Annotated in this window: 17 protein-coding genes and 1 pseudogene; 1 reads left to right on the top strand and 17 read right to left on the bottom strand. The window is 71.6% G+C overall.

From position 1 onward, the window contains the following. Positions 1 to 8: 8 nt before the first annotated feature. From AB0A65_RS21395 to AB0A65_RS21320, 16 genes and pseudogenes are all read right to left on the bottom strand, one after another. A complete protein-coding gene (locus AB0A65_RS21395) occupies positions 9 to 167 on the bottom strand; it encodes a hypothetical protein (RefSeq protein ID WP_359953662.1) in 159 nt (52 codons plus the stop codon). Beyond that, entirely contained in the window at positions 164 to 772 is a 609-nt protein-coding gene (hisB, locus tag AB0A65_RS21390) for an imidazoleglycerol-phosphate dehydratase HisB (RefSeq protein ID WP_359953660.1), read from the bottom strand. The genes AB0A65_RS21395 and hisB overlap by 4 nt, the downstream gene beginning before the upstream one ends. After that, positions 773 to 1876, bottom strand: coding sequence for a histidinol-phosphate transaminase (locus AB0A65_RS21385; RefSeq protein ID WP_359953658.1), 1104 nt, complete (start codon positions 1874 to 1876; stop codon positions 773 to 775). Continuing rightward, entirely contained in the window at positions 1873 to 3201 is a 1329-nt protein-coding gene (gene hisD / locus AB0A65_RS21380) for a histidinol dehydrogenase (protein WP_359953656.1), read from the bottom strand. The genes AB0A65_RS21385 and hisD overlap by 4 nt, the downstream gene beginning before the upstream one ends. Positions 3202 to 3246: 45 nt before the next feature. Further along, the gene (locus AB0A65_RS21375; RefSeq protein ID WP_359953655.1) at positions 3247 to 3903 is read right to left on the bottom strand and encodes a DUF2567 domain-containing protein; all 657 of its coding nucleotides are present in this window, start codon (positions 3901 to 3903) and stop codon (positions 3247 to 3249) included. A gap of 59 nt (positions 3904 to 3962) precedes the next feature. Continuing rightward, positions 3963 to 4736, bottom strand: a pseudogene (locus AB0A65_RS21370) (chromosome partitioning ATPase); the annotation flags it as partial. A gap of 553 nt (positions 4737 to 5289) precedes the next feature. After that, complete coding sequence (locus AB0A65_RS21365; RefSeq protein ID WP_359953653.1) at positions 5290 to 6240, bottom strand: RluA family pseudouridine synthase; 951 nt, start codon at positions 6238 to 6240, stop codon at positions 5290 to 5292. After that, on the bottom strand, positions 6237 to 6734 hold the full coding sequence (gene lspA / locus AB0A65_RS21360; protein WP_359953936.1) for a signal peptidase II: 498 nt from the start codon (positions 6732 to 6734) through the stop codon (positions 6237 to 6239). The genes AB0A65_RS21365 and lspA overlap by 4 nt, the downstream gene beginning before the upstream one ends. Before the next feature lie 134 nt (positions 6735 to 6868). Next, a complete protein-coding gene (locus AB0A65_RS21355; protein WP_359953934.1) occupies positions 6869 to 7234 on the bottom strand; it encodes a TraR/DksA family transcriptional regulator in 366 nt (121 codons plus the stop codon). Between the two features lie 512 nt (positions 7235 to 7746). Continuing rightward, on the bottom strand, positions 7747 to 8361 hold the full coding sequence (locus tag AB0A65_RS21350; protein WP_359953651.1) for a hypothetical protein: 615 nt from the start codon (positions 8359 to 8361) through the stop codon (positions 7747 to 7749). Positions 8362 to 8621: 260 nt separating this feature from the next. After that, positions 8622 to 9575, bottom strand: coding sequence for a DivIVA domain-containing protein (locus AB0A65_RS21345; RefSeq protein WP_359953649.1), 954 nt, complete (start codon positions 9573 to 9575; stop codon positions 8622 to 8624). Between the two features lie 83 nt (positions 9576 to 9658). After that, positions 9659 to 9952, bottom strand: coding sequence for a YggT family protein (locus AB0A65_RS21340; RefSeq protein WP_091043670.1), 294 nt, complete (start codon positions 9950 to 9952; stop codon positions 9659 to 9661). 22 nt (positions 9953 to 9974) lie between these two features. Further along, entirely contained in the window at positions 9975 to 10598 is a 624-nt protein-coding gene (gene sepF / locus AB0A65_RS21335; protein ID WP_359953647.1) for a cell division protein SepF, read from the bottom strand. 138 nt (positions 10599 to 10736) lie between these two features. Next, positions 10737 to 11444, bottom strand: a complete 708-nt coding sequence (locus AB0A65_RS21330; protein ID WP_359953645.1) for a YggS family pyridoxal phosphate-dependent enzyme — start codon at positions 11442 to 11444, stop codon at positions 10737 to 10739. 78 nt (positions 11445 to 11522) lie between these two features. Next, positions 11523 to 12632: a cell division protein FtsZ gene (gene ftsZ / locus AB0A65_RS21325; protein ID WP_359953643.1), complete on the bottom strand. Its 1110-nt coding sequence runs from the start codon at positions 12630 to 12632 to the stop codon at positions 11523 to 11525. Between the two features lie 79 nt (positions 12633 to 12711). Beyond that, complete coding sequence (locus tag AB0A65_RS21320; RefSeq protein ID WP_359953641.1) at positions 12712 to 13446, bottom strand: FtsQ-type POTRA domain-containing protein; 735 nt, start codon at positions 13444 to 13446, stop codon at positions 12712 to 12714. A gap of 96 nt (positions 13447 to 13542) precedes the next feature. Between AB0A65_RS21320 and AB0A65_RS21315 the strand changes: the two genes are divergently transcribed. After that, on the top strand, positions 13543 to 14466 hold the full coding sequence (locus tag AB0A65_RS21315) for a siderophore-interacting protein (protein WP_359953639.1): 924 nt from the start codon (positions 13543 to 13545) through the stop codon (positions 14464 to 14466). A 43-nt stretch (positions 14467 to 14509) separates the two neighbouring features. Here the strand turns inward: AB0A65_RS21315 and AB0A65_RS21310 are convergent, their stop codons facing one another. After that, complete coding sequence (locus AB0A65_RS21310) at positions 14510 to 17638, bottom strand: COR domain-containing protein (RefSeq protein WP_359953637.1); 3129 nt, start codon at positions 17636 to 17638, stop codon at positions 14510 to 14512. Between the last annotated feature and the right edge of the window lie 55 nt (positions 17639 to 17693).

Genomic DNA, 17693 nt, shown 5'->3' with positions numbered 1-17693 from the left:
TGTCCCCCTTACCCGTAGACGAGGTAGACGCCGCCGCCGAACGCGGCGACGGCGAGCAGCGCGGTGACGACCGCCGCGGGGAGCTTCCCGTTGCGGCGCAGGCTCACGGCCCCGCCGAGGAGGATCCCGGCGAGCGCCATGAGGAGGATCGGCCCGGCCCAGCTCACAGGACCCCCTTGGTGGAGGGGATGTCGGTGCCGTCGATGCGGGTCGCGTACTTCAGGGCCCGCGCGAGGGCCTTGAACTGGGCCTCGATGACGTGGTGCGCGTCGGGCTTCTGGCCGGGGTTGGCGGCGCGGAGCACGGTGACGTGCAGGCAGATCCGGGCGTGGTACGCGAACGATTCGAGGATGTGGCGGGTCATCGAGGTCGGGTAGTCGGTGCCGATCACCGGCGCGATGTCCATGGGCTCGTCGTGGACCATGTACGGGCGGCCCGAGAGGTCCACGACGGCGCGCGCGAGCACCTCGTCCAGGGGCACGGAGGCGTCGGCGAAGCGGACCACGCCGGCCTTGTCGCCGAGGGCCTCGGCGAACGCCTGGCCGAGCGCGATCGCGGTGTCCTCCATGGTGTGGTGGGCGTCGATGTGCAGGTCGCCCTTGACGGCGATCTTCAGGTCGAAGCCGCCGTGCTTGCCGAGCTGGTGGAGCATGTGGTCGTAGAAGCCGACGCCGGTGGCGATGTCGACGACCTTGTCGGTGCCGTCGAGGTCGACGTAGACGTCGACGCTGGTCTCACCGGTGGTGCGGACGATGTGCGCGGTGCGGCTCACTTACTTGCTCTCCTCGAACAATTCGGGGCGGTCGGTCATGGCGGCGTCGAACGCGTCGAGGAGCGCGGTGGTCTCCTCGTCGGTGCCGGCGGTGATGCGCAGGCGCCCGGGGAGGCCCACGTCGCGGATGAGGACGCCTTCGGCGAGGATCGCGCGCCACACGGCGGCGGCGTCCTTGAGGCCGCCGACGAGCACGAAGTTCGCGTCCGAGTCGGCGACGGGGAGTCCCTTGGCGCGCAGGCTCTTCACGATCCGGTCGCGCTGGTGCTTCAGCTCGTCAACTTCGCCCTGGAGCTGGGCGGCGCACGCGAGCGCGCCGCGGGCGGCGGCCTGCGTGATGCTCGACAGGTGGTACGGCAGGCGCACCAGCAGGAGTTTCTCCACGAGTTCGGGGTCGGCGGCGAGGTAGCCGACGCGGGCCCCGGCGAACGCGAACGCCTTCGAGAGGGTCCGGGTGACGACGAGGCGCCTGCGTCCCTCCAGGCGGCCCAGCGCGGTGGAGGCGGGGTCGCGGGCGAACTCGGCGTACGCCTCGTCGATGACGACGATGCCGCGCGCGGCCGCGTAGGCGGCCTCGACGACCTCGGCGTCGAGCGCGGTCCCGGTCGGGTTGTTCGGGGACACCAGGAAGACCAGGTCCGGGTCGTGCTCCTCGATCGCGGCGCGCACGTACGCGGGGCTGAGCGTGTACCCGTCCTCGCGGCCCGCGTCGATGAACACCGTGCCGGTGCCGCGGGCGAGCAGCGGGTGCATCGAGTACGACGGCATGAAGCCGAGCACGGTGCGGCCCGGCCCGCCGAACGCCTGGAGCAGCTGCTGGAGGATCTCGTTGGAGCCGTTGGCGGCCCACACGTGGTCGGCGGTGAGCCCGTGGCCGAGGTAGGCCGCGAGGTCGGTGCGCAGGGCGACGGCGTCGCGGTCGGGGTAGCGGTTGAGGCCGCGCAGCTCGCGCCCGATGAACTCGGCGACGACGGCCGCCACGTCCTCGGGGATCGCAAAGGCGTTCTCGTTGGTGTTCAACTGGACCGGGACGTCCAGCTGCGGGGCGCCGTACGGCGACTGCCCGCGCAGGTCCGCGCGGAGCAGGTCCTCGATCTCGCTCACTGTGCTTCCTCCACGACCGGGGCCTCGAATCTGGCGGTCACGGCCTCGCCGTGCGAGGGCAGGTCCTCGGAGTTCGCAAACGTGACCACGTCCGCCGCCACGACTTCGAGGGCCTCGCGGGAGTAGTCGATGAGGTGGACGGCGCGCAGGAACGTGTGCACGCTCAGCCCGGCCGAGTGGCGGGCGCACCCGCCGGTGGGCAGCACGTGGTTCGACCCGGCGCAGTAGTCGCCGAGGGACACCGGCGAGTACGCGCCGACGAAGATCGCCCCGGCGTTGCGGATGCGCAGGGCCGTCTCGCGGGCGTCCGCGGTCTGGATCTCCAGGTGCTCGGCGGCGTACGCGTCCGCCACGGCCACGGCCTCGTCGATGTCGGCGACGAGGATCGTCCCCGACTGCTCCCCCGCGAGCGCGGTCAGGATGCGCTCGGCGTGGCGGGCAGCCGGCGCGCGGCGCTCCAGTTCGGCGTCCACGGCGTCGGCGAGGGCCGCGGAGTCGGTGATGAGGACCGAGGCGGCGGCCGGGTCGTGCTCGGCCTGACTGATGAGGTCGGCGGCGACGTGGACCGGGTCGGCCCCGGCGTCGGCGATGACGGCGATCTCGGTGGTCCCGGCCTCGGCGTCGATGCCCACGAGGCCGCGCACGGCCCGCTTCGCGGCGGTGACGTAGATGTTCCCGGGCCCGGTGATCATGTCCACCGGCTCGCACTCGTCGGTCCCGTAGGCGAACATGCCGACCGCGGCGGGGCCGCCGACGGCGTACACCTCGTCGATCCCGAGGAGCCCGGCGACGGCGAGGATGCCCTGGTCGGGCAGGCCGCCGTTGGTCTTCTGCGCGGGCGTGGCGAGCGCGATGGAGCCGACGCCCGCGATCTGCGCGGGGACGGCGTTCATGATCACGGAGGACGCGAGGACGGCGAGGCCGCCGGGCGCGTACAGGCCGACGCGGCCGACCGGCAGGTACCGCTCGGTGACCGTGCCGCCCGGGGCGACCTCGGTGGTGACGTCGGGGAGGCGCTGGGCCTCGTGCGCGGTGCGGACCCGCTCGATGGAGGTCTCGTAAGCGCGGCGCAGGTCCGGGTCGAGCTCCGCGACGGCGGCCTTGATCGCGGCCTCGGGGACGCGCAGGTGCTCCAGATGCACGCCGTCGAACCGCTCGACGATCTCGACCACGGCGGCGGTCCCGCGGCGGGCGATGTCGTCGATGAGCGGCTGGACCGACCGCAGCGCCTCGTTCACGTCGAACGCGGCGCGCGGCATCAGCTCGCGCAGTGCGCGGGCCGGATAGTCGGATACGGCTCCTGATAGGTCGATGCGTCTGAGCACGCTCCAAGCGTAGTCACCCGCATTTCCAGGTCAAAGGGCATACCGCTATTCGGGAGCGTCCGTGCGAAGGCTCGGGCGACGTGACCAACCGGCGCAGACGGTGTAAGTGAAGGTCGCGGCGAGGGCCATGACGGCGAGCGCCCCGAGCTGGAGCGAGTCGAGGGCCGTTGTGAGATGCCCGACCCTGAGCGCGTCCCAGGCGGCGCCGGGGTCCAGCTCGACGAACAGGACCGACGGCGGCCGGAACATGTGCACGCCGACGGGCGCGCGCTCGACGGCGTCCCAGAACTGCTGCCACTCGTTCGCGCCGATCTTCCACGCCACGACCTGGCAGGCGATCGAGCCGATGACCAGGCCGAGGAGGAGGAGCGGGCCGCGGCGCTCGCGCATCGCCGACCACGCGAAGATCGCGGCGGCGATCCCGAGGACCAGGCCGATCCCGGCGAACACCAGGTCGCCCTCGATGTAGCCGTCCGGGTAGGTCTCGACGGGCAGCCAGCCGCCGTCCACGACGACGAACTCGACGCGCGGGGTGACGATCTGCCAGAGCATCGCCGCGGGGAAGCCGAGCGCGGTGAGGACCACGGCGAGGACGCCCGCGGCGAGCAGGTCGCGGCCGACGGTGCGCGGGGACCGCTCGGGCGGGCCGCCGTAGACGTGCGGGTCGGTCGCGGGGGACACCGGGGTCGCTTCGTCGGTCACGCCTGGAATCCTGCCACAGCGGCCTCAGGGCGCGGTGGCGTGTTCGGTGGACGGGTCCGCTACAGACCGTCCACGATCGTCGCGGCGGCCTCGAACCAGGCGGCGCGGGTCTCCGGGCGCAGCGCCGAGAACTCGATCTTCGCGCCCGGCTCCAGCGACGGGTCGTACGGGACGACCGCGCAGGCGCGGGTGCGCTGCGAGAAGTGCCGCTGGAGGTCGTGCAGGAGCGGGCCCGGGTTCGGGGTGGGCATCGACAGGAGCGTCACCGCGTTCTTGACGAGGTTGCCGTACCCGCCCTCTTCGAGGTGGTCGAGCATCCAGTCCGCGGAGAACGCGGCGTCCTCGCGGGGCACCGTGGTGACCACGAGCCGGTCCACCGAGGAGACGACGGTCCGCCAGTTCGGGGACTCGACGTTGTTGCCGGTGTCGATGCACACGAGCTTGTGCGTGCGGGTGAGGATGTCGAGCACGCGCAGGACCGTGGTCGGGTCGAGGCGGCGCTGGAGCTTCGGGTCCTCGTCCCCGGCGAGCACGTCGAACGAGCCGTCGGAGGAGTGGCGCAGGAACTCGTCGAGGTGCTCGGGCAGGTGCACGCCCGCGGCCTCGACCTGGTCGAGGTGCTCCACGAGGTGGCGGATGGTGCGGCCGTGCCGGGCGGACCCGGCGCGCAGGCCGAGGGTCCCGCGCAGCTCGTTGTCGTCCCAGGCGATGACGCCGCCGTTGCGGGCGGTGCCCATGGCCGCGGCGGACAGCACCGTGGCGGTGGTCTTGTGGACGCCGCCCTTGGGGTTGATGAACGCGATGACGCGGCTGCGGCCGAGGTCGCGGCGGAGCCGCTGGAGCGCGACCGGGCTGGGCTCGGCCGACGGCTGCGGCTGGCGCGGCTGCGGCGGCAGGCCCTGCGGCGGGCGGATCGGCTGGGTCATCTGCGCGGCGCTCGGCGGGGTCTGCGTGGCGACCGGCGGGCGGCGGCCCGCGGTCGGCACCGAGTAGTGGGCCTGGCCGGGCGGGGGGCCGGGCGGCTGCGACGGCGGGTAGGACTCGCGGGGCGGGGGCGTGGGGGTCTGCTGCGCGCCTCCGGCGCGTCCGCGGCCGCGGCCGAGCAGCTTCTGCCAGCGCGAGCTGTCGTTGTTGCGGTCGTTGCTCCACGGTTCGGGCGTGTTCACGTGCGACCTCCTCTCGACCGGTGCGGTGGTCGGACTGCGAGCACAGCGGCCCGCGATTCCTCGCCGCCCCGACCGGACGCCATTACCACCCGCGACTATTAGAACACAACGATTCCTCAAGGCCCGTTGCGAATCGCGGGCGGCAGCGGCCCGGGGGTGAGGCGTGCGTTACGCCCGCCCCGACGGTGCGGCGGGCACCTGGCCCAAGTCTAGAGGTTGCCTATTGGTCGGCTCGCAACCGCGCCAGCGCCGTCTCCAGGTCGTCCGGGTAATCACTCGTGAAGGTGACCGTGCGGCCGGTGCCGGGGTGGACGAACTCCAGGCGGTAGGCGTGCAGCCACTGCCTGGTGAGGCCCAGTTTCTCGGCGAGGACGGGGTCGGCGCCGTAGGTGAGGTCGCCCGCGAGCGGGTGGCCGAGCGCGGAGAAGTGGACGCGGATCTGGTGGGTGCGGCCGGTCTCCAAGCCGAGGTCCATCAGGGACGCGCCGGGGAAGACCTCGATCGTGTCGTAGTGGGTGACGCTGGGCTTGCCTTCGGCGACGACGGCCCACTTGTAGTCGTGGCGCGGGTGGCGCCCGATGGGGGCGTCGATCGTGCCCGACAGCGGGTCGGGGTGGCCCTGGGCGACGGCCCGGTACCGCTTGGAGACCCTGCGTTCCTTGAAGGCGCGCTTGAGTTCGGAGTAGGCGCGCTCGCTCTTGGCGACGACCATGAGGCCGGAGGTGCCGACGTCGAGGCGGTGGACGATCCCCTGGCGCTCGTCGGCGCCGTGGGAGGACAGCCGGTACCCGGCGGCGGCGAGGCCGCCGGTGACGGTGGGGCCGGTCCAGCCGGGGCTGGGGTGGGCGGCGACGCCGACGGGCTTGGAGACCACCACGATGTCGTCGTCGTCGAAGACCACGTCGAGCCCGACCACGGGCTCTTCGACGCGGTTGCGGACGTCCTCGGGCGGCGGCGGGAGGACGACCTCCAGCCAGGCGCCCGCGGAGACCCGCTCGGACTTGGTGGCGCAGGGCGCGCCGTCGATGGTGACGTCCCCGGCGGTGACGAGCTCGGCGGCGACGGTCCGGGAGAGGCCCAGGAGCCGGGACACGACCTGGTCGATCCGCTGGCCCTCGAAGCCCTCGGGGACCGGCAGCGACCGGGTCTGGCGCGCGTCGGCGCCGCTCATGCGTCCGCCTTCGCGTCCTCGCGGGACGGTTTGCGGGCCTCGGGCGAGAAGCCGTGGCCGGTGAGTTCGAGGAGCACGATGAGGACGACGCCGCAGCACAGGGCCGAGTCGGCGAGGTTGAAGATGGGGAACACCTCGGCGAAGGGCTTGAAGACGCTGATGAAGTCCACGACGTGGCCGTGGGCAAAGCCGGGTTCGCGGAAGTACCGGTCGATGAGGTTCCCGGCCGCGCCGCCGAGGACCAGGCCGATCGCGATCGCCCAGCCGGGGTAGACGATCCTGCGGGACAGGAAGACCAGGAACACGACGACCGCCGAGGCGACGATCGTGAAGATCCACGTGTAGCCGGTGCCGAGGCTGAACGCGGCCCCGGAGTTCCAGGTGAGGCTCAGGTAGACGAGGCCGCCGAGGATGCGGACGGGCTCCTGGGGGTCGAGGTTGGCCTCGGCCAGGTACTTCGTCCACTGGTCCAGGCCGACGGCGACCGCGGCTATGAGCAGCGCGGCCAGGGTCAGGCCGGGCCGGCGGCGCCGGGGCGCCGCCTCGGTCCCGCCGTCCTGGGCGGTGTCGTCGGGGGTGGTGTCGTCGGGGCCGGGGCCGTCGTCGGCCCCGGGCTGGGTGTCCTCGCTCAGCGTCGCTCCTCAAGCTGTTTGCAACTGACGCAGAGGGTAGCCGACGGGAAGGCGGCCAGACGAGCCGCCGGGATGGGCTTGCCGCACTTCTCACAGAAGCCGTAGCCGCCCTCGTCGATGCGTTCGAGGGCGTGGCTGACCTGGCGGATGCGCTCGGAGATCGCGCCCGCGACGGCCACTTCGTGCTCGTGCTCGACGGTCTTGGAGCCGGAGTCGATCTGGTCGTCCCCGGCGGTGTCGCTCAGGCGCTCGCGCTGGGCGACGGCGATGGAGTCGGAGTAGCGGCGCTGCTCGGCGACGAGCTCGTCGAGCCGCTCTTTGAGCGCGGCGCGCAGTTCGGCCTGCTCGCTCTCGGTGCGCAGCTGGTGGTCGGGTTCGGGGGCCGCCGGAGGGGGCGCGGCGGCCTCGGTCGCGGCCGCGGTCTTCGCGGCGGCCTTCTTGACCGACTTCTTGACGGTCTTCTTCGCGGGCGCCGCTGCGGCGGCGGTCTTCGCCGCCGCCTTCTTCACGGGCGCCTTCTTCACCGCGCTCTTCTTGACGGCGGCCTTCTTGACGGCGCCGGCGGCGGCCGTCTGCTTCGCGGCCTGCTTCTGGGTCTTCTTGGCTGGACTCATGAGGCGCCTCTGGAGGGGTGTGTCGGCTCGGGTTCCGGTGTCGTCCGGACACGCCGGGGCCGCGGCAGTGCCCTGCGTCGGGCGTTCGTCATGGCGGCTCCCGAGTTCGCGTACTCCTGACGACCTCGCCGAAACGAGGACAATGCGCGCCAGGCCCCGCCGAGGCGGGAGCCTGCCGCGCAATTAAGCACACAGGATACGCAAGACCTGCAACTAGGTCAATTACTTCGGGAACTTGACCCCGGACTGTGCGTCAGCGTTCAGCGTCCCCCGACAGGGGCCATGAGGAGGCGCGAGGCGGGCTCGCACATCGCGCACGGCGTGAACCCCAGTTCGAGGGCCTCGGAGACGGCGAGCGGCTCGTGGTCGCGACCGGTGAGGTGCGCGCACGACATGTGGTGGAAGCGGGGCCGCCCGTCGACGACGGCGACCTCGGTGTCCAGGCGCATGAGGCCGGCGGCCTCGACGCTGGACATGCGCTGCTCGGTGGGCTCGTCGGCAAGCGACTCGGGTGCCCGGTGACTGGCGGCCTGCCGCTGCGGGTCCTCGAAGCGGAGCTCCGGGTCCCGGTCGACGGCGTAGTCGGTGGAGTCGAAGACCTTGCCTTCGATGAGCGGCAGCTCCGTGGTGGGGCTGTCGTCCACGCCGATGCGGCGGAACTGCTGGGTGTCGTCGTCGGCGACGGCGCGGCCGGTCCGCTGGGAGGCGATGCGCGGGCGCTTGGCGCCCCTCCCGCGGATGCCGACGTAGAGCGCGATCCCCGCGGCGAGGCTCGCGGTGATCGACGAGACCAGCAACTGGTCGTTCCCGGTGATCATGCCAGTGACCAGCAAGACCGCCGCTATGACGAGGATCAGCAGGCTGCTGACGATCACGTCGTGTCCTCCCCTGCGCGGGGCAGCGGGGCCCTCGCGCGGTCCTACCGCGGCCCCGAGGGGACCGCGGATCGCTAACGCATGATGGTGGCGGCGGTGAGGGCGGCCGTGGCGTCCCGTACTCGGGACACCGGCGCCCTCACCCGCTCACCCATGGATAACGAGGCGACCCACGTTCAGGTTATGCCCGCAGGCGTGCCAATGTCGCTTCGCGCGACCCTGCCTCGGCACGTGCGGCTCCCGGGGAGGCGGGAGTCGGGTCAGCCGCGGCCGCCCTGCATCACGAACGCCGACCGGGCGCCGGTCCGCTCGTTGCCGCCGGACTCGCGCTGGGCCTCCTCGAAGACCTCTTCCTGAGTGCGGCCCTGCTGGCCGTTCAGGTCGCGGAGCTGGCTTTCGAGGTAGAGCTTGAGGCGGGTGCGGTACTCGCGCTCGAAGGTCTTGAGCTCCTCGATGTTGTGGAGCAGCGAGGTGCGGGACTCCTCCAGCTGGCCGATGACCTTCTGGCGCTCGTCCTCGGCCTCCATCTCCATGCGCTCGGCCTTGTCGCGGGCCTGGCCCACGAGGTCCTCGGCCTGGGTGCGGGCCTCGGTGACCATCGTGTCGGCGTCGCGCTGGGCCTCGGTGACCATGGTCTTGGACTCGCGCTGGGCCTGGGACACCATGGTCTGCGACTCGCGCTGCGCCTCGGAGACCATCGTCTGGGCCTCGTGCTGGGCCTCGCTCAGGAGCGTGTCGGCCTCCCGGCGGGAGTCCTCCAGGTGCTCGTCGGCGGTGCGCTGGGCGACCATGAGGAGGCGCAGGGCCTCCTGCTCGCCGCCGCCGGCCGCGGCCGGGGCGGGGGCCTCCTGCTGGGGGCGCTGGACCAGTTCCTGCTGGAGCTGCTGGGCCTGCTGCTGCGAGGCGACCATCTGCTGGTGCATCTCGTGCAGCTCGCCGTCGAGCTCCTGGAGCTGCTGCTCCATGGTGTGCTTCTCCCGCTGCACCCGGTCGAGTGCGGCGGCCATCTCGGCGTGGTCGGCGGCTCCGGGGGGAGCACCGGCGCGGAGGCTGTCGACCTGGGCGCGAAGCTCGCCGTTCTCATCGCTGAGGCGAGCGAGTTCGCGCTCGACCTCGTCGAGGAAACCGTCGACCTCGTCCTCGTCGTATCCGCGCTTTCCGAGCATGGGTTTCTTGAACGTGACGTTGTGAACGTCGGCTGGGGTCAGCGGCATTCGAAACTCCTTCTCAGCTGTTCGCCTGGCGCGCAAGGCCACTCGACACGATAACCGTGCCTCGCACCCCCGCCCGGCGTTGCTCAGGAGATGAATCCCGCGATCACGAAGTCCATCAGGATCCACACGATCAGGAGCAGCGCCAGGAACGCCAGATCAATCGATACAGTACCAAGCCTGAGAGGGGGTATCACCTTCCTCAACCCCTTCAGGGGAGGGTCGGTCACGCTGTAGACCGTCTCCAGCAGGGCCGCGGCGCGGGGGCCGGGCTCCCAGCGGCGGGAGAACTGGACCACCACGCTGCACACCAGGCGAGCCAGTAGGAACAGGTAGAACGCGAAGAGCGCCAAGTAGACGAGCTGGAGTGCCAGGTTCACGGTGTGGAGTCTATCCGCCCGGTCACGCCTGGTTGAAGAACCCGCCCTCGGCGATCTTCGCCTTGTCCTCCGCGGTCACCTGGACGTGCGGCGGCGAGAGGAGGAACACACGGTTCGTCACCCGCTCGAAAGAGCCCCGGGTGCCGAAGATCAACCCGGCGGCGAAGTCGACCAGGCGCTTGGCGTCGGCCTCCTCCATCTCCGAGAGGTTCATGATGACCGGCGTGCCGTCGCGGTAGCGCTCGCCGATGGTGCGCGCCTCGTTGTACGTCGTCGGGTGGAGCGTGGTGATCCGGTAGTTCACGGGGGACTCCTCCTCCGACGGCACGGGCCGGATCGTGGAGGGCTCCGCGAGCGCGAGGTTGTCGCGCGTCAGCGGCGTGACCGAACCGGAGCCGCGGTTGAGCTGGCGGACGGGGCTGCGGTCCTCAAGGCGGCGGTCGTCGGAACGCCGGTCGTCGAGACGGCGCTCCTCGGCGGGGCGGCCGACCCGGCCGGTGGTCCGCTGCGATCCGCGCGCACGGGCGGGGGCCGCCGGCGCCGGCTCCTCGGCGAACTCGTCGTTCTGCTCATAGCCGTTGTAGCCGCGCTCCTCCTCGTCCTCGATGAGGCCGAGCCAGATGCCTGCCTTCCGCATCGCGCCCATCGATCCTGCTCCCTCCTCGGGCCGCCCCTGTTGAGTCAGGTACGCGGTCTCATCCTAGCGCCGACTCCTTACACGGATGTGTTTTTCCGCGGTTCATGGTGCACGGCCGCGGCATAGATCCCTTTACTGCCGTATACCTTACGCCATCGGCTCACGTTCGCCGAGGACGTTTCTCCCCAGTCTGACCATTGTGGCCCCACCGGCGACGGCCTCGCGGTAGTCGCCGCTCATGCCCGCCGAGACCTCGGCGGCGCCCGGGTCCACTCGGCGCACCACTGCCGAGGACTCCATAAGCAGCGCAAATGCTTTCGCGGGCTCCCAGCCGATCGGCGCGACGGCCATGACTCCCTTGAGGTCGATCGAGGCCAGGGCGGCGATGCGCTCGGCGAGCGGCTCGACGTCCGCGGCGACGACGCCGCCGCGCGAGGTGTCGCCGTCGAGGCTCACCTGGACGAGTGCATTGAGGCGGCGCCCGTGCGCCGCGGCGGCCCGGTCGAGGGCCTCGGCGAGGGAGTCGCGGTCGACCGAATGCACCCAGTCGGCGTACGCGGCGACCGAGCGGGCCTTGTTGCGCTGGAGCTGGCCCACGAAGTGCCACACCGGTTCCAGACCGCGCGCGGCGAGGTCGGCGGCCTTCGGCGCGGCCTCCTGGTCGCGGTTCTCCCCCAGGTCGGTCTGGCCCAGGTCCACGAGGGTCGCGGCGTCGAGCGCCGGGAAGGTCTTGGTGACGACGACCAAGCGGACCGCGCCGCGGTCGCGCCCCGCGCGTTCGCAGGCGTCGGCGATGGCCTCGCGCGTCCGGTTCAGGTTGTCCTGCAACTGGACTCTGCGGGCTTCAGTGCTCAAGGCGGTCCTCGCGGGTGGTGCGTTCAGGGCTGCGGGCGGCGGTCCGCCGAGTCGCGGGGACCCGACGGAGCGCCGCCGCTAGAAGCCCTCTTTGAGGAAGGAGGGGACGTCGACGTCGTCGAACAGGACCTTGCCCGAGGCGGACTCGCGCTCCGGTTCGGGCTTGGCCTCGCGGACCGGCTCCGGCTTCTGCTCGGGCAGGGCCGAGATCCGGGTCGGCTGCGCCAGTTCGAACTCGGCGTCGTCGGTGTCGAAGCCCGCGGCGATCACGGTCACCCGCGCCTCTTCGCCGAGAGCGTCGTCGATGACCGCGCCGAAGATGATGTTCGCGTCGGTGTGCGCGCAGTCCGAGACGAGCTCGGCCGCGTCGTTGATCTCGAACAGGCCCAGGTCCGAGCCGCCCGCGATCGACAGGAGCACGCCGCGCGCGCCCTCCATGCTCTGCTCCAGCAGCGGCGACTCGATCGCCGCGCGCGCCGCCTCGACGGCGCGGTTCTCACCGCGCGCCGAGCCGATGCCCATGAGCGCCGAGCCGGCGCCGGACATGACGCTCTTGACGTCCGCGAAGTCGAGATTGATGAGGCCGGGCGTGGTGATCAGGTCGGTGATGCCCTGGACACCGGAGAGCAGCACCTGGTCGGCGAGGCGGAAGGCGTCCATCATGGAGATCGAGCGGTCGCCGAGGTGGAGCAGGCGGTCGTTCGGGATGACGATCAGCGTGTCGCACTCGTTCCGCAGATCCTCTATCCCCGAGACCGCCTGGGTCTGGCGGCGCTTGCCCTCGAAGGCGAACGGCCGGGTGACCACGCCGATCGTGAGCGCGCCGAGCTTGCGGGCGATGTTCGCGATGACCGGTGCGCCACCGGTACCGGTGCCGCCGCCCTCGCCGCAGGTCACGAAGACCATGTCGGCTCCCTTGAGGACTTCCTCGATCTCGTCGCGGTGGTCCTCGCAGGCCTTCGCGCCCACTTCGGGATTCGCGCCCGCGCCGAGGCCGCGGGTCAGCTCGCGGCCGACGTCCAGCTTGACGTCGGCGTCGCTCATCAGGAGCGCCTGGGCGTCGGTGTTGATGGCGATGAACTCGACGCCCTTGAGGCCCGCCTCGATCATCCGGTTGACAGCATTGACGCCGCCGCCTCCGACTCCAACGACTTTGATGACGGCGAGGTAGTTGTGCGGTGGTGTCATCGCGGCTGCCTTCCTTCCCCTTCGCGCGGCCCTGGGTGCGACAAACGGGATGTGCAAGCACACCCGCTCCCCCTTAACGCTAACTCACAGTGGGGGCATCTGGTGCGCTGACATCGACATGTTCGTACCCGACCGCGAGCAATCGATCGGCCACCTCGGCCTTCTGCTCCCCCTCGGAACCGTCGCCCCAGGTGAGCGTCCGTCCACCGTCGAGGAACAGCGTCACCCCGGCGGGGGACGGGGATTCGACGTGTTCGACCTCGTCGGCGAGCCCCTTGGGAAGGGAGTCGAGGACTTTCAGGGTCTCGACGGTGGCGAGGTCGTCCGGTGACGGATCGTCGAGTTCGACTATCCAAACAGAACCGGAAGGCGAATCGGACTCGTCGAACGCCACACCTTCGGAATCGACCATGAGAAAAGTCTCGTCACCGGACGGAACCGCCATATACGGCTCGCGTTCCGTGACGTCCACGCGCAGGGCGTCGGGCCACGAGCGGGTGACGTCCACCGACTTCACCGGCGCGAGCCCCGCGACCGCCGCCGCGAGCGAGTCCAGGTCGGCGCCGAGCAGCGGGTCCCCAAGGGCCCCTTGGCCGAGTGCCTGCACCTCCGCCGGGTCGAGCACCGACGTGCCCTCGACCTCGATGCGCTGCACCTGGAACCACGGCACGGTCCAGAGCACGACGAACGCCGCGATGAGCAGGACGAGCACGCCGAGGACCGTGTACCTCAACTTCTTGTTGGGCAAGCCCCGGCGCATCACGTGGACCAGCCGCCAGGGACCGGGCCCGGCCGGGTCTTCGGAGCCGCGCATGCACCGATCATGGCACGGGCCGCCCACCGGACGGTGGCGGCACGCCGGGGCGTCGGCTAAGGTTAGGCAAACCTAAACCCGAAGGAGGGGCAGCGCGTGGCGACGCAGACACAGGCCGAGGCGGCACCGGAGCAGACGGTCCGGGCGTTCGACATCTTCCCCGGGGAGGTGCGGGCGCTGCGGCGGCTCAGCCCCTCGTTCCTGCGGGTCACCTTCGCCGGGGACACCCTCGCCCACTTCGCGGACAACGGGAACGACCAGCGGTTCAAGCTCATCTTCCCCGCCCCCGCATGCGGCTTCGACAAGATGCCCCGCTCCGAGCGCTGGTACTCCGAGCTCCGCGCCCTCCCCGAGCAGGAGCAGTGCGGGGTCCGCACCTACACCGTGCGCGCCGTCCGCCCCGAACTCGGCGAGGTCGACGTCGACATGGTCGTCCACGAGGCCGGCGCGAACGAGCACTGCGGCCCGGCCCTGCGCTGGCTCCAGACCGTCCAGGTCGGCGACGAACTCCTGCTGCTGGGACCGGACGCGCGCTTCGACGGACCGCACGGCGGCGTCGACTTCCACGCCCCCGAGGGGGCGGACCTGCTCATCGCGGGCGACGAGACCGCCGCCCCGGCGATCGCCGCGATCCTGGAGGACCTCCCGGTCACCGCCCGCGGCAAGGTGTTCATCGAGGTGCCCACCGCCGCCGACGTCCTGGAGCTCGACGCCCCCGAGGAGGTCGAGGTCCACTGGCTGCCGCGCGAGGGCGCGGTGTGGGGCGACAAGCTCGTCCCCGCCGTCACCGACGCGGCCCGGGCCATGGACTTCGGTGCGACCGGCGAGTTCGAGGAGACCGGCGAGGAGATGATCTGGGACGCCCCGCAGGCGCCCGTCTCCGCCGGGGCGTACGTGTGGATCGCCGCCGAGACCGGCGTCGTCAAGACCCTCCGCTTCACCATCCGCAAGGAGCTGGGCCTGCCGAAGGAGTCAGGGGCCTTCATGGGCTACTGGCGCAACGGGATGCCCTGGGACTGAAGGACTTCAGAGGGAGGCGGGCGCCGCTGGCGCCCGCCTTTCGTCATGTCCGGTCGAAGGTGGGCACGCCCGGCTCGTACTCCCCCGCGAAATCGCGGTGGACCCACAGGAACCGGTCCCGGTCCCGCACCCGTTCGAGGCCGCCGTAGCCGGGGTCGGCCTTGTTCAGGAACGCGTGCAGGCGGCGCAGCTCCGCCCCCGAGCGGGCGTTCCCCGAGCCGGCGGCCCACGGCTGCTCGGCCCCGGCCTCGATCGCGTCCTCGCCGATCTCGGCGATCACGTCGAAGGACTCGTCGGCGAGTTCGAGGTGGTTCTGGATCGCGGCCGGGTCGAACGCGGGCGCGAGCGCGTCCAGCACGACCGACCCGCCCGGCAGGAGCGTCGAGGCCAGGACCTTGAGGGTGCGGCGGATCAGCGGCGCCGACTTGAGGAGCCACTCGCGGGGCACGTCGATGTCGAAGACGCCGCTGGTCGGGTCGTCGTCCAGGACGTACAGGGGCATGTGCGAGTGCTCGCACCACAGGACCACCCGGACGCCCACGTGCGTGAGCCGCTTGGTCCAGGAGCGCTTGTCGCGCAGCTCGACCGTGTAGAGGCGCGGGCCCTGGACCGCCTCGTCCGAGAGCAGCCCGATGATCTTCCGCAGCTCCTCCTGGGTCTGCGTCCACTGCCCGATCGCGTCGATGCCGAGGGGCCGCACCGCGCCGGGGACCGGCGGGGCCTCGGGCTCCTCGTCGGCGGGGCGGCGGTGGAGCAGCCCGTCGATCGGCACGTCCTGCCAGCAGCGGCGGCACTCGGCGGTCTTCTTGCCGAGGCGGCGGCGCGACAGCAGCCGCTCCATGCCGAACAGGCCCGCCTCCGAGTCCTCCGGGTCGATGCACACGCCCGCGCACGGCACGAGCCGCTTGAGCCGCAGGCCGCTCCACAGCTCCCCCGCGTACGCCTCCAGGTCGTTCACGAACTCGTGGAGGAACTGCTCGGGGTAGACGGCCTTCACCTCGACGCGCAGCCGCTGCCCCTCCAGGCGGACCAGGGCCCGCGAAAACGGGTCCGGTTCGATGACGAAGCCCGAGTGCCAGTGGACGGAGTCCTCGAAGCGCTCGCGGCCCAGGGACCTGCGGTGCCAGCGCACGATCAGCTGGTGCATGAGGCCCTCGGGGACGGCCTTGGCGCCGTTGGCGTCCAGGAACTCGCACAGCTGCGCGTCGCGGGCGAGGCGCGGCCCGAACGCGTCCCAGACCTCGTCCAGGGGCGGCGGGGCCTCGTCGAGGAGCTGGGCGATGAGGCTCGACTCGGGGCGGCCGGGCTCGGGGGCGATGCGGTAGGAGATGTCGTACTTCTCCATGAGCTGCACGAGGGCCGGGTGGAACTTCGGATCGTAGCGGTAGCGGGGGCCGCGGCCGGGGTCGTCCCAGAGGTCGCCGAGGTGCGGGTGCTCCACGAGGCCGTTGGCGCCCGCGGCGGCGGGGTCGTCCAGGACGAGGCTGACGGCGGTGGAGAGCCAGTCGCCCTTGAGGACCACGATGTCGTCGAGGCCGGGGATCTCGGGGTAGTGGATCCAGTAGCCGAGCTGGGTGGCGATGCGCGCGAGGGCGCGGGCGGCGTCGGCGTCGAGGCCGAAGGCGTCTGCGCGGCGCTCGTAGGCGCTGTATTCGAGATAGGACTCGCCGCTCTCGATGAGGTTGCGGCGCAGGTTCCTCCAGCTCGCGGGGACCTCGCGGCTGATCTGGGGCATGGCGGCGGCGGACTCCCACAAGGCCGCCTTGAGGTCGGCGATGCCGGTGCCGGTCGCGGAGTCGGTGAAGTGGAAGCCGCCGACGAGGTCGCCGTGGCGTTCTCTCAGGCCGGCCTGGTCGAGCCTGGGGTGCTGGCCCTCGGCGTCGGCGTGGGTGGCGACGATGTGGATCTTGACGTTCGCGTCGCTGGTGCGGCGGCGGATGAGGTCGATCCAGTAGTCCACGAAGCCCTGCATGGGGCCCTGGCGGGCCTTCCAGACGACGACGTAGACCGCGGGGGCGGTGAAGAACAGCTGGTGCGTGGGGCGGTATGCCTTCTGGCCGCCGAAGTCCCAGGCGTTCAGGGCGATCGCGGTGGCTGGGTCGGCGCCGGGGCCGGTGAGTTCGAGGGTCTTCACCTCGATGCCGTGGGTGGAGCCGCGGTCGGGGTCGAAGGGCTCGCCGCGCATGGCGGCGAGGAGGGAGCTCTTGCCGACCTCGCCTTCGCCGACGAGCACGAGCTTCGACTCGCGGAAGTCGGCGCCCTCGACGTCGGTGCGCTCGATGAGCTTGCGCAGCTCGGGGAGGCCGGTCTCGGCGGCGCCGCGCTGCTCGGCGGAGAGGAGGTTCCCGTCGAGGTGGAGGACGGTGAGCTTGTCGAGGCGGAACAGGGAGCGGGGCAGGGTGCGCAGGCCGTTGCCCTCGGCGTCGAGGCGGGTGAGCTCGGTGAGCGCGCCGATGTGGTCGGGCAGCTCCTTGAACTGGTTGCCGTTGAGGATGAGTCGGTCGAGCGCGGTGAGGGACGCGATCGAGCGGGGCAGGGTGGAGAGCCGGTTGTCGCCGAGGCCGAGGTGGGTGAGGTTGACGAGGCGGCCGATCGCGTCCGGCAGCTCCGTGAGCCCGGAGCGGGAGAGTTCGAGCCACGTGAGGCCGGTGAGCGCGGTGATCGGGGCGGGGAGGGTCCCGAACCGGTTGTGGCCCGCGTCGAGCCACGTGAGCGCCTGGAGGCGCTCCAGGGACGTCGGGAGGTCCGTGAGGCGGTTGCGGGACAGGTCGAGCCGTACGAGGCGCGTGAGGCGGCCGATGGAGCCCGGCAATGCGGTGATCCGGTTGAGGTCGAGGTCGAGCCGGGTCAGGGCCGCGAGGCGCCCGATGGACGCGGGGAGGGCGGTGAGCTGGTTGTCGCCGGTGTTGAGCCACAGGAGGCTCCCGAGGCCGCCGAGGGACTCGGGGAGGGCGGTGAGGCGGTTCCCGTAGAGGTTGAGGACGGTGAGGTCCGGGAGGTCGCCGATCCAGTCGGGGAGGCGGGTGAGGCCGTTGACCGAGAGGTCGAGTTCAGTCAGGTGGGTGAGGCCCCTGATGGCCTCGGGGACCGAGGTGAGGTTCCTGCGGGAGAGGTCGAGCCGCTTGCGGCCCTGGTGCTTCGCGTCCGCGATGAGCTTCTTGACGGACGGCATGGGGCGTTCACCTGCCGGGGGTGGGGGATGTCGTCTGCTGTCCGCATCGTACCCA

This window comes from Glycomyces sp. NPDC047010, from assembly GCF_040644205.1.
GTDB lineage: Bacteria > Actinomycetota > Actinomycetes > Mycobacteriales > Micromonosporaceae > Glycomyces.
This window is presented reverse-complemented; position numbering and strand designations above follow the sequence as displayed.